Source organism: Paenibacillus kribbensis (assembly GCF_001705305.1).
Classification (GTDB): domain Bacteria; phylum Bacillota; class Bacilli; order Paenibacillales; family Paenibacillaceae; genus Paenibacillus; species Paenibacillus kribbensis_B.
On sequence record NZ_MCBP01000006.1, the window covers coordinates 84,894 to 105,484 of the forward strand.

The 20,591-nt window shown below is 43.0% G+C and carries 17 protein-coding genes and 1 pseudogene; 1 reads left to right on the plus strand and 17 read right to left on the minus strand.

Annotated elements, in window-relative coordinates:
- Positions 1–15 precede the first annotated feature (15 nt).
- The 16 genes and pseudogenes from BAZ21_RS13255 to BAZ21_RS13325 all read right to left on the minus strand — a co-directional run bounded on the left by BAZ21_RS13255 (position 16) and on the right by BAZ21_RS13325 (position 17,313).
- Positions 16–1,905 (minus strand): beta-glucoside-specific PTS transporter subunit IIABC, encoded by a 1,890-nt coding sequence (locus BAZ21_RS13255; RefSeq protein ID WP_068501190.1) that lies wholly within the window; start codon positions 1,903–1,905, stop codon positions 16–18.
- A gap of 417 nt (positions 1,906–2,322) precedes the next feature.
- Complete coding sequence (locus tag BAZ21_RS13260) at positions 2,323–3,099, minus strand: class I SAM-dependent methyltransferase (RefSeq protein ID WP_068501193.1); 777 nt, start codon at positions 3,097–3,099, stop codon at positions 2,323–2,325.
- A gap of 334 nt (positions 3,100–3,433) precedes the next feature.
- Entirely contained in the window at positions 3,434–3,910 is a 477-nt protein-coding gene (locus BAZ21_RS13265) for an RNA polymerase sigma factor (protein ID WP_068501196.1), read from the minus strand.
- Between the two features lie 34 nt (positions 3,911–3,944).
- A complete protein-coding gene (locus tag BAZ21_RS13270; protein ID WP_068501200.1) occupies positions 3,945–4,886 on the minus strand; it encodes a polysaccharide deacetylase family protein in 942 nt (313 codons plus the stop codon).
- Positions 4,887–4,951: 65 nt separating this feature from the next.
- Positions 4,952–6,166, minus strand: coding sequence for an ABC transporter permease (locus tag BAZ21_RS13275; protein WP_068501204.1), 1,215 nt, complete (start codon positions 6,164–6,166; stop codon positions 4,952–4,954).
- On the minus strand, positions 6,163–6,900 hold the full coding sequence (locus tag BAZ21_RS13280) for an ABC transporter ATP-binding protein (protein WP_068501207.1): 738 nt from the start codon (positions 6,898–6,900) through the stop codon (positions 6,163–6,165). The genes BAZ21_RS13275 and BAZ21_RS13280 overlap by 4 nt, the downstream gene beginning before the upstream one ends.
- Positions 6,897–8,351: an efflux RND transporter periplasmic adaptor subunit gene (locus BAZ21_RS13285; protein ID WP_068501210.1), complete on the minus strand. Its 1,455-nt coding sequence runs from the start codon at positions 8,349–8,351 to the stop codon at positions 6,897–6,899. The genes BAZ21_RS13280 and BAZ21_RS13285 overlap by 4 nt, the downstream gene beginning before the upstream one ends.
- A 35-nt stretch (positions 8,352–8,386) precedes the next feature.
- Positions 8,387–9,493, minus strand: coding sequence for a TolC family protein (locus BAZ21_RS13290; RefSeq protein WP_068501212.1), 1,107 nt, complete (start codon positions 9,491–9,493; stop codon positions 8,387–8,389).
- Between the two features lie 155 nt (positions 9,494–9,648).
- Complete coding sequence (locus BAZ21_RS13295) at positions 9,649–11,658, minus strand: ABC transporter permease (protein ID WP_068501216.1); 2,010 nt, start codon at positions 11,656–11,658, stop codon at positions 9,649–9,651.
- A complete protein-coding gene (locus BAZ21_RS13300; RefSeq protein ID WP_068501219.1) occupies positions 11,624–12,403 on the minus strand; it encodes an ABC transporter ATP-binding protein in 780 nt (259 codons plus the stop codon). The genes BAZ21_RS13295 and BAZ21_RS13300 overlap by 35 nt, the downstream gene beginning before the upstream one ends.
- Before the next feature lie 101 nt (positions 12,404–12,504).
- Positions 12,505–13,491, minus strand: coding sequence for a sensor histidine kinase (locus BAZ21_RS13305; RefSeq protein ID WP_068501222.1), 987 nt, complete (start codon positions 13,489–13,491; stop codon positions 12,505–12,507).
- Positions 13,488–14,189, minus strand: coding sequence for a response regulator transcription factor (locus tag BAZ21_RS13310; RefSeq protein ID WP_068501226.1), 702 nt, complete (start codon positions 14,187–14,189; stop codon positions 13,488–13,490). The genes BAZ21_RS13305 and BAZ21_RS13310 overlap by 4 nt, the downstream gene beginning before the upstream one ends.
- 91 nt (positions 14,190–14,280) lie before the next feature.
- A complete protein-coding gene (locus BAZ21_RS28985) occupies positions 14,281–14,445 on the minus strand; it encodes a hypothetical protein (protein ID WP_176718150.1) in 165 nt (54 codons plus the stop codon).
- A gap of 182 nt (positions 14,446–14,627) precedes the next feature.
- Positions 14,628–15,364, minus strand: a pseudogene (locus BAZ21_RS13315) (YjjG family noncanonical pyrimidine nucleotidase).
- 120 nt (positions 15,365–15,484) lie between these two features.
- Entirely contained in the window at positions 15,485–15,997 is a 513-nt protein-coding gene (locus BAZ21_RS13320; protein WP_068501230.1) for a GNAT family N-acetyltransferase, read from the minus strand.
- A gap of 110 nt (positions 15,998–16,107) precedes the next feature.
- Positions 16,108–17,313 carry an MFS transporter gene (locus BAZ21_RS13325; protein WP_068501233.1) on the minus strand — a complete coding sequence of 402 codons (1,206 nt, stop codon included), beginning with the start codon at positions 17,311–17,313 and terminating at the stop codon, positions 16,108–16,110.
- Between the two features lie 217 nt (positions 17,314–17,530).
- On the opposite strand from BAZ21_RS13325, the gene BAZ21_RS13330 reads away from it, so the two are divergent.
- Positions 17,531–18,109: a TetR/AcrR family transcriptional regulator gene (locus tag BAZ21_RS13330; protein ID WP_068501236.1), complete on the plus strand. Its 579-nt coding sequence runs from the start codon at positions 17,531–17,533 to the stop codon at positions 18,107–18,109.
- Positions 18,110–18,207: 98 nt separating this feature from the next.
- Here BAZ21_RS13330 and BAZ21_RS13335 read toward each other — a convergent pair whose 3' ends face one another.
- The gene (locus BAZ21_RS13335) at positions 18,208–20,577 is read right to left on the minus strand and encodes a beta-galactosidase (protein WP_068501239.1); all 2,370 of its coding nucleotides are present in this window, start codon (positions 20,575–20,577) and stop codon (positions 18,208–18,210) included.
- Between the last annotated feature and the right edge of the window lie 14 nt (positions 20,578–20,591).

The following is a 20,591-nucleotide window of genomic DNA, read 5'->3' on the forward strand; positions in this document are numbered from 1 at the left end:
GGAGACATGCTCATTTTATTGAATGCCAAGAACTGGATCTCCAGTTTGAACTTCTTGGTTTTCAGTAGTCTGGAGTTCAATGACTTGATGATCAAAGCTATTGGTGACGATGATCGGTGTAGTGACATCATAGTTGCTCTCAACAATCATGGCAAAATCTACTTCTACCAATAACTGCCCCTTTTTGACCATATCATTTTCCTTCACTTTAATATCAAACGGAGCACCTTTTAGTTTGACCGTATTGATTCCGATATGAATGAGCAGCTCCACACCGTCCGTGGATAAAAGCGCCAAAGCATGTTTGGAATTGGCGACTGTTACAATGGTCCCGTCGAAGGGAGCGTATACTCTGTTGTCTCTCGGAATGATCGCAAAACCTTTACCCATTGCGCCGCTCGAAAAGGCCTCGTCTTTGACTTCAGATAGCGGAATAAGCATACCTTGAATAGGATTGTAAACTGTCTTCGTATCACTAATGTGCAAATCACTTTTGCTGGAACTCACCTGTACAGGCTCGTCTACTTTATCTGCCGCCGGCTCTGGCTGGTTTTTGTAACCAAACAAATAAGTCAGTATGGTAGCGACCACCAAAGCTGTCGCACTAGAGATCAAGAAGGCGTAGAAGCTCACATCAATTCCTTTTGGATTGATAAACAGCGGAGCCGCAAACATCCCCGAGCCTCCGAAGCCATACATCTTGGCTCCCATAGCTGCTGTTATACCTCCGCCCATGGCTCCCGCTATTCCCGCCATCACAAAAGGCTTTTTCATGGGCAAGGAAATACCGTATATCGCTGGTTCCGTGACGCCCATGGCAGCTGATAAAGCGGCAGGCCCAGCGATGCTGCGAACTTTTTTGCTTTTGGCTTTAAGAAAAACACCCAATGCTGCTCCGACTTGCGCTAGAACAGTAACGTTCAAAATCGCGTTTACGGGATCATAATGCAGTGTAGTGATATTATTAATCAGGACCGGTATAAAGGCGTAATGAAGACCGAAAATGACGATGATCTGCCAAAATCCGCCCAGGATTATGCCTGCTACAACAGGGCTAAGATTGTAGATAGCCATGGTGACCTTTGCAAGACCATCACTGAATGCTGACAGTAAAGGACCCACGATCAGGAATGCCAGTATTCCCGTAATGAGAATAGTGAACAGCGGAACAAATATCATTTTGAGTGAAGAAGGTAGTTTTCGTTCAAACCACTTTTCAATTTTCGCGGCCATCCAAGCTGCAAAAATAATCGGAAATAATGACGATGTATAATTGGCCAGGACGACGGGAATACCTACAAAGTTTAGACTACTCCCGGCATTATAAGCCGTAACAATGTTGGGATATACCAGTGCTGCTCCAAGTACAGCCGTAATGAACGGGTTGGCACCAAACTTTTTGCCTGCAGAGAACCCAATCAAAATCGGAAGAAAATAAAACAAGCTATCTCCAAGTGCATTTAGTAAGATGTAGGTGCCATCTGTCTGCGCAAGCCAGTTTAAAGCGGTAAAAAGAGCGAGGAAGCCCTTAATAATCCCCGATGAGGCCATGACCCCAATAATTGGTGAAATAATACCGACGATCACATCAATAAGACGATTAAACGCATTTTTTTTCTTTTCCGATCCCGCTGTTTTGGATTCTTCGACCGTAAAATGAGTGCCCAACAGATTCATGACTTCTGAATAAACGTCTTTTACTTTGTTTCCAATGACGACCTGATATTGTCCGCCGCTGATGATCGCTGTCATCACCCCGTCCAGATTTTTAATTTTGTCCGTTTGGGCAGTGGCATTATCTTTCAGCGTAAATCTTAAACGGGTAACGCAATGCTCCAGATGACTAATATTTTCTTTACCGCCAACATACTGGATAATATCCTCGGCGAGTTTGCGATTGTCCATAGTGTCTCCCTCCTGAAAAAACAGTCATAACCTAGGTGTCAGCAAACGAAATTTCACGTAAGCAAAATCATTTTGAAAGCGCTTAATAAAGCGGTTACATTTTATTCTTAAATGTCTACGCTTTGCTCTTATATAACTGCAGGTAATCTCAACGGAGTAGGCCTATACCCTTCAATACCTTACAATTTAATAATAACAAAGGAAACTAACCTCTCCTATCATCTATTCTTAACGAAATCACTTACCAAACTTAAGAATCCAATGAGAATGTTTACAATAGCTCACCATCTCGGGGAGATCTCAATTGAATACAATTGAATAGCTAACGAAAAACACCTCCAAGGCATCTCCATATCTTACGACACGGTAGGATGCTCTTGAAGGTGTTTGAATTTCCTCACCGCTTCTCTGCTCTCTCTAAGCGGTTTTCTTGATGGCGACGATACGCAATCGACTTGTGTCGACTGTCCATTGTCCTCCCTGCTCCAGATGCGGCTTAACCTTTGCCTCGATGGCGCGGTAGATCATCGCTTTGTCTGTGGATGTGACGTCCGGGAAAAAATAATCGGCGAACCCGTCAAGCCAGTTTCGAATCCCTGCATCCCCCTTGAGCGGGGTAGGCCTATCGAAGTGCTGAGCCAATGTAACACGGAATCCAATCTGCTCGAGCAAGCTGGCGTATTCGCCAATGGTAGGAAAATACCACGGATTCCGTCCCTCCCACGCATAACCATGTGCCTCCAGCTCCCGTTGTATAGCAGTAGTCAGCACAGCGACATTGCCGCTGCCTGCGAATTCGGCTACGAATCGTCCTTCCTCCCGAAGGGCCAGCCAGATGGATCGGGCGACAGCCTCAGCATCCTTAATCCAGTGCAAAGCTGCATTGGAAAACACAGCGTCAAAGGGGATAGCCGTTCGGTAATGACAAGCATTTTCTACCTGAAAATGTAGTTCAGGGTACTTTTGTCTGGCCCGTCTCATCATCTCCTCAGACAGATCAATACCTGTGGTAATCGCTCCGGCGGCTGCCATCATGGCGGTCAAATCTCCATTCCCGCTGCCCACGTCCAGGATTCGCTCTCCACGTTGAGGCTGCAGCAAGGAGAGGGCACCACCTTCCAGCTTGGCGACAAAATCCAACTTATCATTATAAGCTTCCGGGTTTCCGTGATGGGTGAAAGGTTCGCTACACATAGACTCGATCTCCTTTTTGTATGAGTGCTTCAAATACTTTCAATATAATTTTTTTCTCCCTCTATTTTTAATTACAGATATTATATATCTATGATAACCTCAATATAAACAGACTGTCAAGAAGCTTAGCCACATATCAATACCAAGATCGATTATAAAAACATCTTTAATACAGTATAAACAGCTGCCGTTCGTGCAATTCAAAAGCTTGAGATACAAGGTTTTATTGAAAAGAGAGGGAGATCATTCATTAAACATCGAGTAAAAAAGCTGCCTAATTTATTACGGCAGCTTTTTTTTACTTATTGTGCAGTTTGGGTTCGTCCAAATCAGCTCAGGAAATATATCTTAATTTAATACGTTTTGAAGCTCTGTACAGCGATGACTTCACAGAACCTTCACTCTTGTTTAAAATTCGAGCTGTTTCTTTTATGGAGTACCCTTGAACTAGACGCAATTCAAGTACATTCCTTTGCTCGGCATTACTCACCATCAAAAGAATTCGACTGACTTCCTCTTGGATTTCAAAATCGAGGATATCCCAGCGATAGTAGAGCATTTCCCTATGTGAAGTGTATTCCCCAATCCGTTTTCGTTTTCTTATTAAATCTATAGCCAGATTTTTGGCAATTCTCAAAAGATAAAATCGGATACGATCTTGGGGCAAGTCAGGAGAAGCTCTTATTAACCGAATAAAACTTTCATGCAACAAATCTTCGGCATCCTGTTTGTTATGCAGTATTCTCAAAAGATAGCCAAAGAGCTCTGGTTTACAAGATAAATATAGATCCTCCAGATCTTTAATATCCATATTATTGCTTGTCCTTTCTGTTTCGATTGGTTAGCTACTTTATAGTCTTAAATTCATATCCCTGTTTTTTCAAATATGCAATGATTTCAGGCAAGGCTTTGGCTGTTTCTTCTTTCCCGTAAGTGTCATGCATGAGTACCACTGCTTTTTCTCTGGTTCCCATGCTCCGCTTGAATTCACGTATTAATTCTTCGGCATTCTTCGTTGCACCTTCTGCGTCTTTAGGTAATACATTCCAGTCGACCTGATGGTAATCCTTATCCTGTAGAGCTTTGTCTAGCACTACCATACCATTGGGATCTTTTCTCTGCCACGTCATATGACCGCCTGGAAATCGAATCACTCTTGTAGAAAAATCCTGCCCCAGAATCTGCTTTAAAATTTGATTTGTTTTTTCAATATCGTTCATAAAAATGTTCGAGTTCACACTCTGATTAGGATATAAATAACTATAGTCATGTGAGTAGGTATGATTTCCTATAGCATGTCCTTCCTTAACCATTCTTTTTATTATATGTTTAGCCCCCTCATTTTCTTCCGCTGCTTTTCCTACCAAAAAAAATGTTGCTTTCACATTTTCTTCTTTCAAAACATCCAATATTTTAGGCGTTACAGTTAAGGATGGACCATCATCAAAAGATAAATAGACAACCTTTTTACCGTCGATCCCCTCGGGCCTCTGGCCTTGCATTTGCTGATTCAAGTACTTTTCAACAAATGCTGCATCTTCAACGTCAGTATTATATTGTAGTGGAGAGGCCCTCTCCTTAGATTCGATATTAAATTCGTCGCTTGATACTGAATTAGTTTTTTCTGCAAATTCGATCCTTTTTACTGGCTGTTGTTTACTACTGAAAATGTCAAAGAGTTTTATAATAATTAGGACAACACAAATAACAATGATAATTAATAATCTCCTTCGATTCCTCCTCATACGATGTGCTCTTGTCCTATTATGCGTATAGCTTTTTTCCATTGTGTATGTTCCCCCGAATATAGACAGCTGGTTGCGGTTCATTTTGCTGCCACTTGCCAATAAAATTATTCGTATCTCAATGCATCTATAGGCTTCAATCTTGCTGCCTTATAAGCCGGATATACCCCAAACAGGATGCCGGTGCCTGCAGAGCTAAGAAACGAATATAGGATAGGCGAGATCGTAAATTCAATGGTCATATGTGCCGTTGCTTCGATTATTTTGGAGGCTCCTATGCCTGTAACAACCCCGAGCATACCTCCCAGCAGACCAAAGATGACCGCTTCAGACAGGAATTGAATCATAATATCTCTCGGCTTGGCACCAATCGCTTTCCGAATACCGATTTCTTTCGTGCGCTCTATAACTGACACCATCATAATATTCATAATTCCAATTCCCCCCACCACGAGCGATATCGCGGCTACACCTCCCAGCAAGCTGGTCATGATATTATCTACACCGGAAGCTGCACCTGCTGCTTCGGACTGACTCATCACTTCAAATTGATCCGGTTCCGAGGGTTTTAGCTGATGCGTCATACGCAAGCTTTCCAATATGTCTGAACGAGCCTGTTTCATCAAAGCTGGTGACTTGGCCGACACATCCAAGCCGGTAATGCTTTTCTCACCCAGACGGTTCATCATGGTTGTAGCAGGGATGTAAATTTGGTCATTCGTACTGTAGCTTAAATTCGTAGCTGGCTGAGAATTCAATACTCCGATCACCTTGAAAGGAAGCTGTTTAATTTGAACCGTTCGTCCGATCACGTTTTTGGTATCTCCACCAAAAAGACGTACAACCGCTTTGCTTTCCAGAATAGCAACATTCATACGTTTATCCATCTCATCGTTAGTAAATGTTCTCCCCTCGGCAAAGGAAAACTTTTTGACTCTATAAAATGAAGCGGATGTCCCTACAATGGTTGCATTATAGTTATATCGACCCCATACAGCTTTTGAACTGCTTGAAATACGGGGCATCAATGCCGCAATCGAACTCTTTTGTTCCAATGCCTTGACATCATTCCACGTAAATGAGGGCAAGTTGTCCCAATTGACTTCTTCCTCGGTCATCGGCATGGCTGGAGCAACCATAAGCACGTTATTCCCTAATTTATTGATTTCCTCCTTAATACTGGCCTTGGAGCCGTTTCCGATCGCCATAATGGCAATAACTGCTGCCACTCCGATAATAATACCGAGTATCGTTAAAAACGAGCGCAGCTTGTTGGTTGTTAAGCTATTCATTGACACCCGGATCGTTTCCATCAAATTCATAGGCTTACCATCCTTGATGAAATTCGTCTATTCGTAATACGTTCATCGCGTTCAATATTACCATCCCGAAAGCTGATCAATCGTTTGGCATATTCAGCAATTTCCAGCTCATGGGTAACCAGGACGATGGTTTTTCCCTGCTCATTCAACCCTTGAAACAATTCCATAATCTCGGTGCTCGTCTTCGTGTCCAGTGCGCCCGTAGGCTCATCCGCCAGCAGAATAACTGGATTATTTACCAATGCTCGGGCAATAGAGACACGCTGCTGTTGACCGCCAGACAGCTCGTTAGGCTTGTTGTACATCCGTTCTGCAAGACCTACGCTCCGTAGCGTCTCTATGGCTCTTTCCCGGCGTTCCTTGGCAGGTACACCTGCATACATCATAGGCAGCTCCACATTGGCTAACGCTGTAGTACGTGGAAGCAGATAAAATTTCTGAAACACAAAACCCAGTTTCTGATTTCGAATCTCCGATAGCTCGTTCTCACGAGCATCCAATATGGAATATCCATCCAGATAGTACTTCCCGGTATCCGGATGATCAAGGCAACCAATGACATTCATCATGGTAGATTTGCCCGATCCAGAGGGTCCCATGATTGCAACAAACTCACCTTCACTAATGGATAAATCCACGCTGCGCAGAGCCTGAATCTCCTGACCGCCTACCTCATACATTTTTTTCAGCTCTTTAATTTCGATAACAGTTTTATTGGATTGGGTTTCGCTCATTGTGCCTGTCCCCCTCCACTGGCATTCGGGTCAGCACTCCCGTTCTGAGGAGGAATAACAATGGTTTCGCCTTCCTTGACACCGGACTTGATTTCGGCCTGATCCGCTGTATAGACCCCCAGTTTCACCGGTCTAAACTCATAATCTGCCGGATTTGCGGCGTTCTTCGCTACATATACGCCATCCACTCCACCTTCGGATCTCAATGCGAGCAATGGCACAGACAGCGCATCTTTGCGCTCAGCCAACAGAAGTGATACATCTATATTCATCCCTGGTTGCAGCCTTATTTTTTGACTATCCAAAGACAATTCAATTTTGTATGTAGTCACATTGGAATCCACAACCGGCTCTGGAGAAACAAAGAGGACTTCGCCTTTAAATTGTTTGTCCGGGAATGAATTGGTGTGCATCGTAGCCTGAAGTCCGGTCTTCAATTTAGCGATATCACTTTCGTTAACCTTGGCGCTAACCTTCATAACTCCTGTATTGGAGTTGTTCATTACGATAAAAGGTGCGGTAGGACTGGTACCCACATCACCGTTGACCTTCAAAATAATGCCATCCCACGGTGCCGTAACCTGTAATTTGTTCAGGATACTTTTCTTCTGCTCCAATTCCGTTTCTGCCTGTTGTAAAGAAGCCTGTGCAGATTGAATGTTGGAGGCTTCAGGTGGGGACTGTGCAGCCTTTAATTGTATTAAAGCTGTTTTATAGCCCATTTCAGCATCCTCAATCGCCTGATTTTGTTTGGTCTGTACCTTCTTGTACTGCAGCTCAGCATTACTCATATCCAATTTTGCCTTATCCAGATTTTGCTTGGCCGTCGCGAGGTCACTTTCTGCAGCCGCATCATTCTGAACCAGATAAGCCTGATCATCATAATCCTTCTGGGCTTTATCCAAAGTCACCTTGGCTGCCACTTTTTGTGCAGCGGCTTCCTCTAATTCCATCCCGTCCTTGGCTGTTTTGATCGCCATCTGTGCCTTTAAGACATTTGCTTTCTGGAGCTCAATATCACTGGGCTTCGGTCCACGCTTGGCTTCCTCCAGCTTGGCCCTAGCAATCGCCACATTAGACTGGGCGTTTTTAATTTGCAATCTGGCATCTGAATCATCTAAACGGGCTAGAACCTGACCCGCCTTGACACTCTCTCCTGCTTTGACATTGACAGCGATGAGCTTGGCACCCTCGACATTTGTAAAATTAATATTGACTTCCTTGGAAGCCTGAACGGTCCCGACAACTGTAAGCGACTCGGTTATATTGGTTTTCTCTACCTGTACGATTTGGTTCGCAGGACCCTCCACGGGCTTTTCCTGGCTTCTTTTCATATATACAATACTGCCAATCCCCGCTAAAATGATCAGGACAAGAATGGCTATGATTCTTTTCAGCCTTCTTCTCTTTCTTACGACCTGCAATGCATCTTTCTTTTCTGTTTCTGGCAATGTAATATCCCCTTAAAATATATTTTTTCTAAATCTTATACGCTCCACGGCTTGTTCAAAGCATGTTGCAGCTGTGTCATTTGAACAATCAGTTCATCCATATTCCGTTCAATTTGCTTCACTTTTAATTGATTAGTGGCGACCTCTGCACCTGTCGCAAATCCCCGCGCCTTTTTTTTACGAGATATGTCCAACACTTTATTAGCGTTCTGCAGATTACTTTGCATTTGTTCGTATTGTTCATCATTTTGCTGTAGATTAAAGTAGATGCTCTTCAATGTTTCTGCCAGTTGGTCCTTGGTATTTTTAAGTCCGCCTTCCGCTGAATCTACATCTATCTGTTTAATTTCATAATCATCGGTTCCTGAGTTCCACGTGTAATATTTAATTTCCATCTTCGCCAGCTTGACAGCCTCTTCCTGTTTCCATACCGAAGGGCTCGCCGAGATTGCACGCGTCACAAGTGTATCCAAATTCGTTTTATCCATTTTTTGGTAAACGGGCCGATCAACCAGTTCATACACCGTTCCTTGCGGTTGCCCCATTTGCGTATTTAGTAAGTCCATTGCTTTTTGCAATGCAGCTTTTGCAATCTCTACATTCTTTTGTGCTTCTATACGAGTCTGAATAATGGTGCTTTGATCACCTGGGGAAATTTTCCCGCGGCTGGCCTTCGCCTCAGCAGCTTTTTCCTCCAATAGTGCAAGCGAAAGTGCGTCCTCACTATTCTTCACTTTGTTATCAGCCAGAAGCACATCATAATAATTCTTCATTGTAGTGTAGTCTGTCTGATCTCGGGCAAGTTCGATTTGCCTCTTGGATTCCAGATAAGTAACCGTCGATGAGGCATATCCCTTCCATGCTGAGCTACTAGCAGCATCCTGTTCACCGTTGCCTGTCCCTGCTGGAATGAAATCCAGATTCTTGCCTGCATTTTTCAGGTTAATTCGGTTTCGATCTATCGTTTGCTGGGCTTCCTTCAAGCCAAAGCTATTGGATTGCGCCCATTGCTGTGCTTGACTCAGTGTTAATTTCACACTTGCATTGGAAGCCAGTTGCTGCCCCTCTGCTTGAACATAGGACCCTGAAAAAGAGCTGGCCGACAAGGCCAACAGCAAAACAATTAACATACGTTTTTTCATAGATATCCCCACTTTTAAAATATGGTATCATATTGATGACGCTAAATTAATTCGTTGTTATATGAATTATAGATTTTCTCCTGAACCAGATTCACAGAAAGGAGGAACCCAATCCTGCCCTTCTGCAACTTTTTTTACACACTGCTTATCGTTCCTTACAGCATCTTTAAATCCAATTGACGAAGATACAGGAAACGTACAATAAGAAAGGAAAAGAATTGGATTGCCCAAAAGCACAGCATAATCTGGATAAGCGTAAAAGAGAATGGTGTTACATATCCCCCCTCTTTTGACATACATACACAAACCACGATACCTATAGATGACACGACTAATGGCAACAGAAATAGGAAGGCAATTTGTCTGGATGCAGCTTGTCTCATTTCCCTGGAGCTTAATCCGATTTTGGAAAGAGCCCGGTATATTTCCTCATCCCGTTGAAGATCTACATACAATCTGAAATACAACAGGCTTACCGTGCTTGCCAACATAATGATGGCGATAAATCCGCCAATAAATTTACTAATATTCAGATCCATCTCCGTTGTCAGATAATTCACTGCTCTTGAGAGCAACGCTCCTTTATTGACCTTGTTGGCTAACACGGAATACAACCAGATTTCCTGTTGAGTTTCAGAAGTTTCTAAGGAAAGTTGGCCATTCTTCCATTTTGGCACAAAGTAGTAAACAGATTTGTATGCCAACGGAACATTGAAATACCGTTGTTCAACTAAATGATCGTAAGTTCGATCTGGAACAATAAGTACCCTTCCTAGTTCAGAGATAATACTTCCATCAGACTGTACGTCATGTTCTATCATCTGGATATCCATTGTCTGGATATTCATAATCTGAGATCTTTCCTGACGGTAAGTTAGCTTTTTTTCTAAAAGGTCTTTCTTTTCTTCTGCGGACATTCCTTCTGGATTAAAAATGAGAAAGGCCTGATTATCCCGAAGCGGAGGTACCCGTTTCAGCTCCTTAAACCTGAAGGCAAGATCTTCATAGTCGGTTTGTTTCATCACAGGCATGAATTGTTCACGAAAGGAAAATAACAGCACTTCACTTTTCGAATATTTCACCCCAGCATTATAAAAATTTTGGTCAATCTCTTTTTCAAGATCTATGGAACTTACATCATCAGAAAAAAATGCGAATGAATAAGATTGCTCCCTAAAAAAGCTTTTTTGCTGCTGCATTGAGTCAAAAGTTGATGATGCTCCTACGCAGGAAACGATAGAAATGAGGGTAATCAATGAAAATAACCCGGCATTATTCCTAATTTTGTATGTGATCTCAGATAACCATAACAAATGGGTTCCACTCCAACACCATTTCCTGTTAGCTCTAAGCAATTGAATGAATAGTACGCATAATTGGCTGTAAAATAAGTAAATACCGACAAGCCCCATTACAATTGTATATTTAAATGTGTCTCCAACTGAATAGTACAACATATAAAAAGATAGGGTCCCTAAACGATACGGTGCCAAATAAATATATGGCGGAAAATCAATCTTCATTAAATATACAGCAGCTCCTATTAACCCTATGGCAAGAAGAGACAGGCTCCATGAAGCTTTAGATTCTTTGTTGAGCTGAGGAACCTTACTAAAAAGTTGCTGTAATTTAAATTGGCGTAAGAAGAAAACAGACACAAGTGAGATCAATATAAACAAAAACATAAAGCCAACCACGGTGAAAGCCAGTGCCTTCCAAGGAAAATAAAATGTTAAATACATCCTTATGACACTGGAGCCCAAAAGGAGAAGGAACTTCGCTGAAACAAACCCTCCAATAATCCCGGTAACCAATGATAAAAAGCCAATAATTAGATTTTCAAAAGCTATCAAAAAATAAATTTGTCTGTGATGTGTCCCCAAAATGGTCAGTATACCAAATTCTTTTTTTCGTGCTGCCACAAAAATATTGTTTGTGTATAGTACGAAGAAAAAGGAAAACACAAAAATGAGTAGAGCAGCAACTTGTAATCCCTTTTTTACATTAACTGCTGTAATTGCATATGAGACATCCGGGTGAAAAATAAATATCCCATATACGAAAAAAATTGAAATGATCAGAGAGCTGCTTAAATAATAAGGAACATAAGCACGCGCATTGCGTTTGAGATTATTCCATGCTAACAGACGAAAGCTCATGTGCATGTCTACTTCCCCCCAGAAAGGAGAGCATATCTATGATTTCCTGAAAAAATATTTGCTGACTATGACTACGGTGGATTTCATTATATAACTCACCATCTTTAATAAAAATAACCCGATCGCAATAACTGGCTTCCAATGCCCCGTGTGTTACCAGCACGATTGTGGAATAGTCCACACGATGAATGAGTTCCAGCATTTCCATCACAACACGTGAAGACTTGGAATCGAGATTGCCAGTTGGTTCATCTGCGAGCAGAAGTGAAGGAGAGTGAATAATAGCCCTGCCTATGGCTGCCCGTTGCTTTTGTCCCCCTGACACCTCATAAGGCCGTTTGTCCAAAATATCTGTAATATCCAGTTTTTTCGCTACGTCTTCCAGCTTATGCTCCATTTCCTTTAAACCTTTTTTATTCAGCATCAGTGGAAAAAGTATGTTCTCTCCCAAAGTGAGGGTTTCCAACAAATTATAGTCCTGAAATACAAGTCCCAGCTCTTTGCGGCGAAATAAAGCCAACTTATCCTTCTTAAGCAGATGTGGATTTTCCCCTCTAATGCATACCTCGCCAGATGTCGGCATATCAATGGTCGAAATCATGTTTAATAAGGTTGTCTTCCCACTACCAGACGGACCCATAATGCCGACAAACTCACCTTGTTTGATCGTTAAATGGATATTGTTGAGGGCACGGTAGGGAACCTTGCCATAGTATATTTTGGTAACTTGATCCATTCGTACAATCTCCATAATTCATTCCTTTCCTTTTCTTATGTCATGATCATAATCCATCCAGATAAGAGAGTCGATCGATTAACATTACAAAAACCTTAAACGTGCTGTAAGGTTTCTTATTTGCGAATTGAAAAGAAGATTTGAACCGTCGTCCCTTCGCCAACCGTCGAATTCAATTGAATGTCATGATTCAGCCTTTTGCAGATTTCAGACACCAAATAGAGTCCCATCCCGGTTGATTCACTATACTTCCGTCCATTTTCACCTGTGTAATAAGCCTCAAATACCCGGTCTACATCTTTTTTAGGGATACCGATCCCCTCATCCTGTACTTTCAACACAATCATATGATCTCTTACGTCAGACATCAGCTTCAGACTGTGGGCATGACCTGAAGAGTATTTCACCGAATTGGTCAGCAATTGGTTCAGTATAAATCGTAGCCATTTGGCATCGGTAATTACACTCAACTGGTCGTCCACTTCAATGGAAGGATAAATTTCGTTGCGAATCAATAACCTTTTGTTATCATAAATCACTTCATTAACCAGTTTTCGTAATATAACAGGCTCCACGTGAAAGTCAGGCTCAAAGGACTCCAATCGTGACATATACAAAATCATGTCCAGTCCTTTTCCCATTCGATCAATCTCATCGTGGATCTGATCCGATTCGGGGTCTATTTTTCCTTTGAGGATTAAATGAATAACAGAAAGAGGAGTTTTCATCTGGTGGACCCACTGATTAATAAACGTAATATGATCACGCTGCTGATGCTCCAACTGATGAATTCGGGACTGATACAATCGGTAATATTGTAAAAGCAAATGTTGTAAAGATGAGGTTAGCGGATTAAGTACCTTCATCTGAATAAGCTCATCTAAATCTCTAATTTTAGCAGTCGATAATATTCGATATAAACCAGAATACATGACGTACCGGAACAGTAAATAGACCAACAATAGGGTGGACCCAAAAAAGACGGAATACAGAGCCGTCGACCAGTTACGATAACCATCCATCCAATAGATACTTAACACAAGAAAAAGCTGGATGATATTAAAAATGACCAGTGAAAGATGGTCACGCCAAAAAAGCTTCACCGTTCTTCCTCCTCAGACAAGTGAAGCCGATACCCAGCCCCTCTAACCGTCTCTATGATATCTCCCAATCCCAGCTCACTCAGCCTTTTACGGACACGAGTGACATAAACATTCAGTGTATTTTCGCCCACATACTGGTGATCATCCCATAAAGCCTCTAAGAGATGAACTCTGCCCACAACCTGCTTGGGGTGCGTCATCAGCAGCTCTAGCAGCGCTGCCTCTTTATGGCTAATCTCTACCTGCTTGTCATGGAATACAAGCTCCAAAATATCGGGATATAGTGTCAAGCCTGACACCTTTAAGGAACGTGATTTTTGAGCAACTGCATATGAACCATAGGCACGTCGCAGATTGCTTTCTACTTTGGCTAACAGTACTTCGGGATGAAACGGTTTCGTAATGTAATCATCTGCTCCGTTTTGCAGAGCAATGACCTGATCCATTTTATCATCGCGTGCGGACACAAAAAGGATGGGACATGTAGATTGAGTTCGAATTTGTCTACACCAATAAAATCCATCGAAACGAGGAAGATTCACATCAAGTAGTACCAAATCAGGCTCTACCTCCTGAAAGATACCCAAAACCTGATCAAAATTTGAAACAACGACTCCTTGATAACCATATTTTTCAAGATAGGATTGGAGCAAGGAGCTGATTTGAGGGTCATCCTCCACTATTAATATCTTTTGCATCGTGTTTTCTACCTTCTTAGTGCTTGAATTTTAAATAACATGATTCTCTATATATAATGCCTATTTTTGATCGTTCAAGCAATAACAACAATTAAGAGGTTTTCATTGTGGTGTATATTGAATCCCGGATCATATGCATGGTGGCAAACACCAGACCGGTTAAAAATATAATCATAATAACGATAACAGTTGCTGTGATGATGAGCCCTCTAAAATTTTTTAACGTTTCATTAAAACTTTGCTTTGAATATTTCATATTCTCACTTCTCTCCTTGCCTAGCTATTGTCCATACTAATCAGCATCTACGTAAGGAACAACAGCTGAAGCTTACAAAAACCTTACTTTGCTGTAATGTTTCTGTTTGGCTGTATGCCATTGAAATAAAATAAGACCCCCTTTGCCGATTCAGAATCAGCTAAGAGCGCCTTATTTCCGATTTACCATGTATTCCTATCGATTTCCGACGATGCAAAATTTAACACGTGGCTTTGGGACGTATAATATCCTTCAGTTCCATCAGACTTTTTATCTCATAGGTGGGTTGAATTCCGGACGTATTTGTTTTTCCGGCAGGGTTAAACCAGCAGGTATCCATTCCGTATTGGTGTCCACCTTGGATATCCGAGGTCAAAGAATCACCGACCATAAGAACTTTGCTTTTATCTGAAATGGCCAGCTTGGTAAAAGCGTAATCGAAAATACCAGCCTGTGGCTTCTGACAGCCTACTTCCTCTGAAATAATCACCTGCTCAAACAGGTGTCCCAGCGACGAAAGCTGAAGTCTGGACGTTTGCACCTCTTTAATTCCGTTCGTAATGATCGCCAAACGAAAGTCGGACAGCATGCCACATAATTCAGCAGCTCCGTCAGTCAAAAAAGCACCTTCACCCAAATAACGCAAATAAGCAGCACTGAAATCATCTGAATTGAAATCCAGCTTATGAAGGGCAAACAATCGCTTGAACCTCTCCACTCGCAGCTGCTCCGAGGTAATATGTCCTTCCTCTGCTTCCCGCCACAGCGCACTATTGATTTCATCATAACTGGCCTTATACTCAGTAGCCCCTTGTGGCAAGCCGAATTGGGTAAACGTATGATGTAGCGCGTGACGCTCTGCCTTTTTAAAATCAAACAGCGTATCATCGATATCAAATAAAATAACTTCGTATTTCATGGTTCCCTCCATATTGCTGCATTACGATTCCATCCCGTTCCTTGAAATGCAGTGTGACTTCCCACTTCCCGGTTATTATACAGAATCTGGTCGATCCGTCAAGTCATTGACTTCATCTCCCTATACGTCGATGGTTTTATATAGTATGTGACGCATAACGCCACCGTATTTAAGCTTGGTATCTCCAATTTTATAGCCTTGATGAAGAAAGTTATGAAGACTGTGGCTATTTGAAGGATACACGGTTGCTAGAAAAGAAGAAAAGCCCATGGCAATGAGCGTTGCTTCTCCCTGCTTTAACAGCGCCTGTTGCAGACCGAATCCCCTGTAACGAGGCAATATGCATACGGAGTTCATAACAGCACTGGTTCGTATCTTCTCCGCCGACCAATGCAAGTCATATCCCAGGTGCCCTTCTTTCTCTCCGGCTGTATCCACAATTAAAAAGCCTGCCACATTGGATTGGTCCCAAGCCAACAATGTAAAGCCTTCTTCACTGATATGCTCCTTGACATACTCCAAATCATCCGTAACAAAATAGTTTCGATCATGGATTTCTTTATCAATCTGACACATGATTTCATATATACTTTGCATGTGCTTATCATCGGCCTTTTCTATTAAGAATTCCATATAATCCTCCATTCGACATTGTTAATGTTGATTATGCGTTTAAAAAGAAAAGACCGCAAGACTGATTGACAATCTGAAGCGGCCGAGTGCGTTTTAAATTTTTTTAGCGATCAGTGGTTTTTTTCAGTGAGAAAGTAAAGCAGCGATAAAAGCGGTAAAACAACTCCAATGAGTGCGGTGAAACTCCAGCCGCTATAGGCATAAGCCCAGCCTCCCAACGATGAGCCAACCGCTCCGCCAATAAAGAAAATCGACATAAATAGACCGTTCAAGCGACCTCTTGCCTCACTCCCCAATGAATATATGGCGCGCTGTCCAAGAACTAGATTTCCTGATACAGCCATATCGAGCGTAATCGCAGAAATGAAAAGGATGACGAGAGCTATAGTGGAATGGTCTTGAAACAGATAGATCAGCAAAAAAGAGATCGCAGCTATGACCATAGCTAATCCGGTCAACAAACGGGTCCAGCCCTTATCCGCCAGCTTCCCGGCAATCGGCGCGGCGACTGCCCCACCTACTCCAACTAATGCGAACAATGCGATACCTTGCTGAGACATCCCAAAGTCATCCGCCAACCGTAAAGGAACTGTCGTCCAAAAAAGGCTGAACGCTCCGAATAAGCAGGCTTGATAAAAGGCACGACGACGCAACACAGGTGTTTGTTTGAAAAGAACGCCCAATGACAAAATCAATTTACCATAGTTCACCGTAGGTGAAGGCTTACGCTCAGGAAGCGCGCGCGATAACAGAACGGCCAGCAGAGTGATCACAACAGCCGATAAGGAAAATACAGCCTGCCAGCCCCAAAGGCTGGTGATGAAGCTTGCGACCGGCCGGGCAAACATAATTCCGAGCAAAAGTCCGCTCATCACGTTCCCTACCACGCGGCCACGCTGCTCTTCCGCTGCCAGATAGGTGGCATAAGGCACCAGGATTTGGGCCACCACTGAGCCCAATCCAATAAACAGTGATGCGATTAAAAACAGCGCTCCGTTCGGGGCAAACGTTGCCGCCAGCAGAGCACATACCACAACTGCCAAAGCGACAACCGCAAGTCGCCGATTCTCAATGATATCACTGAGCGGTACGATAAACAGCAGTCCTGCAACGTAACCGATTTGGGTCAAGGTGACGATTAATCCGGCTACAGCTGAAGAAAGCCCCATTGCGGCACCAATCGGACCAACCAGTGTTTGGGCATAATACAGATTGGCGACGATAAGACCACATGCTGATGCCAACAGCAGCATCATCCAATTTGAAATACGTTTACTCTCTTTGACTAAACTTTCTTTAACTAAGCTTTTTTGCATAATCATCCTTCTCCTCTTTTGTTTTTTTGAATGAACGCAGGACACCATGTTCAACATGGCTGTCATCCAAAAATTAAATACTGAACGTTTAGTTCATTAATTTGATATTCAAATAATATACTGAACGTATCGTTTTGTAAATAGGCAATTTTATTTTCTTTTTATTCGAGTGTTTAGTATACTGAACGTACCGTTTTTATTTGAGGAGAGGATTTTTATGCAGCGCAAAAGAGGACGTCCACGGAATGTTGAAACGCAAAATTCCATATTATCCGCTTCCTATGATTTGTTGTTGGAGGGTAGTTTTGGCGCAGTTACCGTAGAGAAGATTGCAGAACGCGCCGGAGTCAGCAAGGCCACGATTTATAAATGGTGGCCGAATAAGGCCGCTGTTGTCATTGATGGCTTCTTGGCTGCGGCTGCGGAAAGGCTGCCCATACCGGACGCAGGTTCAGCTTTTCAAGACTTACTCATCCACGCTACCAATGTCACTCGATTTATGCTCAGCCGTGAGGGAAAAATCATTGCGGAATTGATTGGTGAAGGCCAGTTTGATGCAGGACTGGCAGAGGCATACCAGATCCGGTATATCCATCCTCGCCGACTTGAGGCCAGACAGCTTTTGGAACGGGGAGTTCGGAGTGGGGAATTAAAGGGGAATCTTGATATCGAATTAAGTATTGATCTCATTTATGGACCCATTTTCTATCGATTGCTGGTTACCGGGGGGCCTTTGGACGATGCGTATATAGAAAATTTAATGAACTCTGCATTTCAAGGGATTAGAGCGCAATGAGCGGGAGATATGCACATCTTCATTCGCAATGATGAATCAAAAGGATAGCAGTTCTTCCAGTCTCCTGAGAGATGCTATCCTTTAAAGTGTTTTTCAGCTTATTTGTTGAAGTTGATGGAAATTTCATACACGGGAACGATGCTGACAGAAAGGATATCAGCAATGGACTGCTCTGCCGTCTCATTCCAACCAGCCATGGTTGTATTACTGTTGACCACTGTACCTTTGCGGATCGGTGAAACGTACAAATACATTCCGTGCTTCACTAAACGTTCCTCGAATTGCTTCAAACCGATTTCCCAAGCTGTATCGTTGCAGAAGTTATCATTAATGAGCTCGCCTTTGATGAAGGCATATCCAATATCGCCTGTATAATGAATTCGCAGCAGCGCTTCCTTCAATCCTGTAAAGGCATTCCGTGCAAAGTCGAGCGTGGCTCGTTCATTGTTTATCTTGTTATATTCAAACTGGATCTCTGCTGCAGGTGCTTTCAAGCTGTACGTTTTGAATAGCCCCTCTTGGGTAATTCCGGTCTGCTCTCCGCCCTGAATGGATGCAAAAGAATCCTCAAAAGCCGGAAAAACACTCATGACAACCGTATGTTGATCTGTTGATTCCAGCTTCATTTCCTCTCCGTCATCATAGACAAGCAAATTGGCTTCCGTAAATACAACTCTTTCCCTGCCATGCAGCCTTACTTTCCAGAAGTTCAAGCTTTGCTGACTTGTCATCGTATAGATCATTATTTTGGGACCATGAGCAGCTTCAAGCTGAATCAGACTAGACTCCGAATTAGCGACTTCAATAACGGTCCATTCTCCAAACTGATTACAGTTTCCCTTATCTACCGTCACTTTTTTGATGCCTTCCGATTGTATTGCATACGAGCCCTTCATCCCTTCCGGGATATAGAAAAAATAATACGCTTCCCCGTCCATCTCCATTTTCGTAATCAGCTGTGTCGTGGCGTACTTGAGTGTTATGCCGCCAAGGTCAAAATTAAACGGCAGGATAGCAAAGCTGTCTTTCCCCAGCGTTAATTCACCTTGATGCGGAAACGTAATGGTTTCTCCCGGCAGATCAACACTGACATTAAAATCCTCCAGGTTGTGAGTATCCATATGATCCTGGAAGTTATTTAGAAATAAAAAACCTGCTCCCTTATGCGATCGGACGGCATAACGTAACGTTTTTACGTCATAGGGGTTCATTTGGGACGTATCTTCTGGCAACAGTGTTTTGGTGCGTGAAAAAAGCTTTTGGAATGTGGATAAGAAGTAATGCTGTAATTTTGTTCGCTTATACGATTCTCTCACCTGACCAAATTCTCCAATCATGGCGTTGAAATCGTAAGATATTTTGGGTGTAGCCAAATCGTTGGTATAGGGATTCAGTCTACCCTTTGGATTGGAACCGCCGTGGTACATGTAATAACCGATCAGATTGCAGCCTTCGCCTACCTTCATCACCGTCATAGCGGGTACGCTATTATACGGAAATACAAAACGATATTTATAGAATTGCACCATGCCGCCACCCATCTCGCAGCACGCATACGGATAAGTTTCCGGCAGATAACAAGGCTCAAAATTATAGCTGCTCGGAATGTTGTTATTATGTTTATCTCGGAAAATGTACTCCGGAGTGGCCGGATGTTCCGTTAAATTGGCTACACGTCCTTCCTCATAATAAATCCAGGGCCAATACGCATATCCGCCCCATAATGGCAGCATATCCGGTACCGGGGTTGACGCACCTCCCCAAGCTGTACAGGTGTAAATCGGTGTATCCATTCCCGCCTTCAGCGCCATTTCCTTCAGCTTTAGCATATGAGCGCTGCCATCTCTTCCACTGCTCACCCACATATTGTTGATGCCTACCGTCAGGCCCCACTGGGCCGAGGAATGCTGGTGCTCGTTTTCGATCTGGGTTCCGATCACCGGACCGCCGTCCTTGTACAGCAATCCTTGCACCTGCAAACTGATTTCCTGATACAGTTGGCGCACATAAGCAAGATAGCCTTCATCATTGGAGCGTACCTCAAAGGGACGGCCGAATAACCAATCCGGAAGACCGCCGTTTCGTATCTCGCCGTGGCAAAAAGGACCGATGCGTATAATGACGTATAAACGATGTTTGGCGCACAGCCCAATGAAACGGCGCAAATCTTTGTTGCCTTCCCATTCGAACACCCCTTCGACCTCTTCATGCAGATTCCAGAAAATATACGTCGCAATGATGTTGACACCGCCCATTTTGATCTTGACAATCTCGTCTTCCCAATACTGTTCATGGTAACGGGAAAAATGAAACTCACCGCAAATCCCAAAAAACGGCTCGCCGTCTTTCTCCATATAATAATTGGTGAAGCCAATCGACTCGCCTGCGGGGTTGGTTCCCCCCAGAGGAATATGCCCACTGTAAATGTGCTTGTGATCATTTTCGACGACTATTCGGTAATTTTTCATAAAAAGCACCTCTC

What these genes read in the sequence shown, in the direction of transcription:
- BAZ21_RS13265 (WP_068501196.1), bottom strand. Translation starts at nt 3,910, where the DNA reads ATGGATATTAAAGATCTGGAGGATCTATATTTATCTTGTAAACCAGAG.
- BAZ21_RS13330 (WP_068501236.1), top strand. Translation starts at nt 17,531, where the DNA reads ATGCAGCGCAAAAGAGGACGTCCACGGAATGTTGAAACGCAAAATTCC.
- BAZ21_RS13335 (WP_068501239.1), bottom strand. Translation starts at nt 20,577, where the DNA reads ATGAAAAATTACCGAATAGTCGTCGAAAATGATCACAAGCACATTTAC.
- BAZ21_RS13300 (WP_068501219.1), bottom strand. Translation starts at nt 12,403, where the DNA reads ATGGAGATTGTACGAATGGATCAAGTTACCAAAATATACTATGGCAAG.
- BAZ21_RS28985 (WP_176718150.1), bottom strand. Translation starts at nt 14,445, where the DNA reads ATGAAATATTCAAAGCAAAGTTTTAATGAAACGTTAAAAAATTTTAGA.
- BAZ21_RS13290 (WP_068501212.1), bottom strand. Translation starts at nt 9,493, where the DNA reads ATGAAAAAACGTATGTTAATTGTTTTGCTGTTGGCCTTGTCGGCCAGC.
- BAZ21_RS13320 (WP_068501230.1), bottom strand. Translation starts at nt 15,997, where the DNA reads ATGGAATTCTTAATAGAAAAGGCCGATGATAAGCACATGCAAAGTATA.
- BAZ21_RS13310 (WP_068501226.1), bottom strand. Translation starts at nt 14,189, where the DNA reads ATGCAAAAGATATTAATAGTGGAGGATGACCCTCAAATCAGCTCCTTG.
- BAZ21_RS13280 (WP_068501207.1), bottom strand. Translation starts at nt 6,900, where the DNA reads ATGAGCGAAACCCAATCCAATAAAACTGTTATCGAAATTAAAGAGCTG.
- BAZ21_RS13325 (WP_068501233.1), bottom strand. Translation starts at nt 17,313, where the DNA reads ATGCAAAAAAGCTTAGTTAAAGAAAGTTTAGTCAAAGAGAGTAAACGT.
- BAZ21_RS13260 (WP_068501193.1), bottom strand. Translation starts at nt 3,099, where the DNA reads ATGTGTAGCGAACCTTTCACCCATCACGGAAACCCGGAAGCTTATAAT.
- BAZ21_RS13270 (WP_068501200.1), bottom strand. Translation starts at nt 4,886, where the DNA reads ATGGAAAAAAGCTATACGCATAATAGGACAAGAGCACATCGTATGAGG.
- BAZ21_RS13295 (WP_068501216.1), bottom strand. Translation starts at nt 11,658, where the DNA reads ATGCACATGAGCTTTCGTCTGTTAGCATGGAATAATCTCAAACGCAAT.
- BAZ21_RS13255 (WP_068501190.1), bottom strand. Translation starts at nt 1,905, where the DNA reads ATGGACAATCGCAAACTCGCCGAGGATATTATCCAGTATGTTGGCGGT.
- BAZ21_RS13275 (WP_068501204.1), bottom strand. Translation starts at nt 6,166, where the DNA reads ATGAATTTGATGGAAACGATCCGGGTGTCAATGAATAGCTTAACAACC.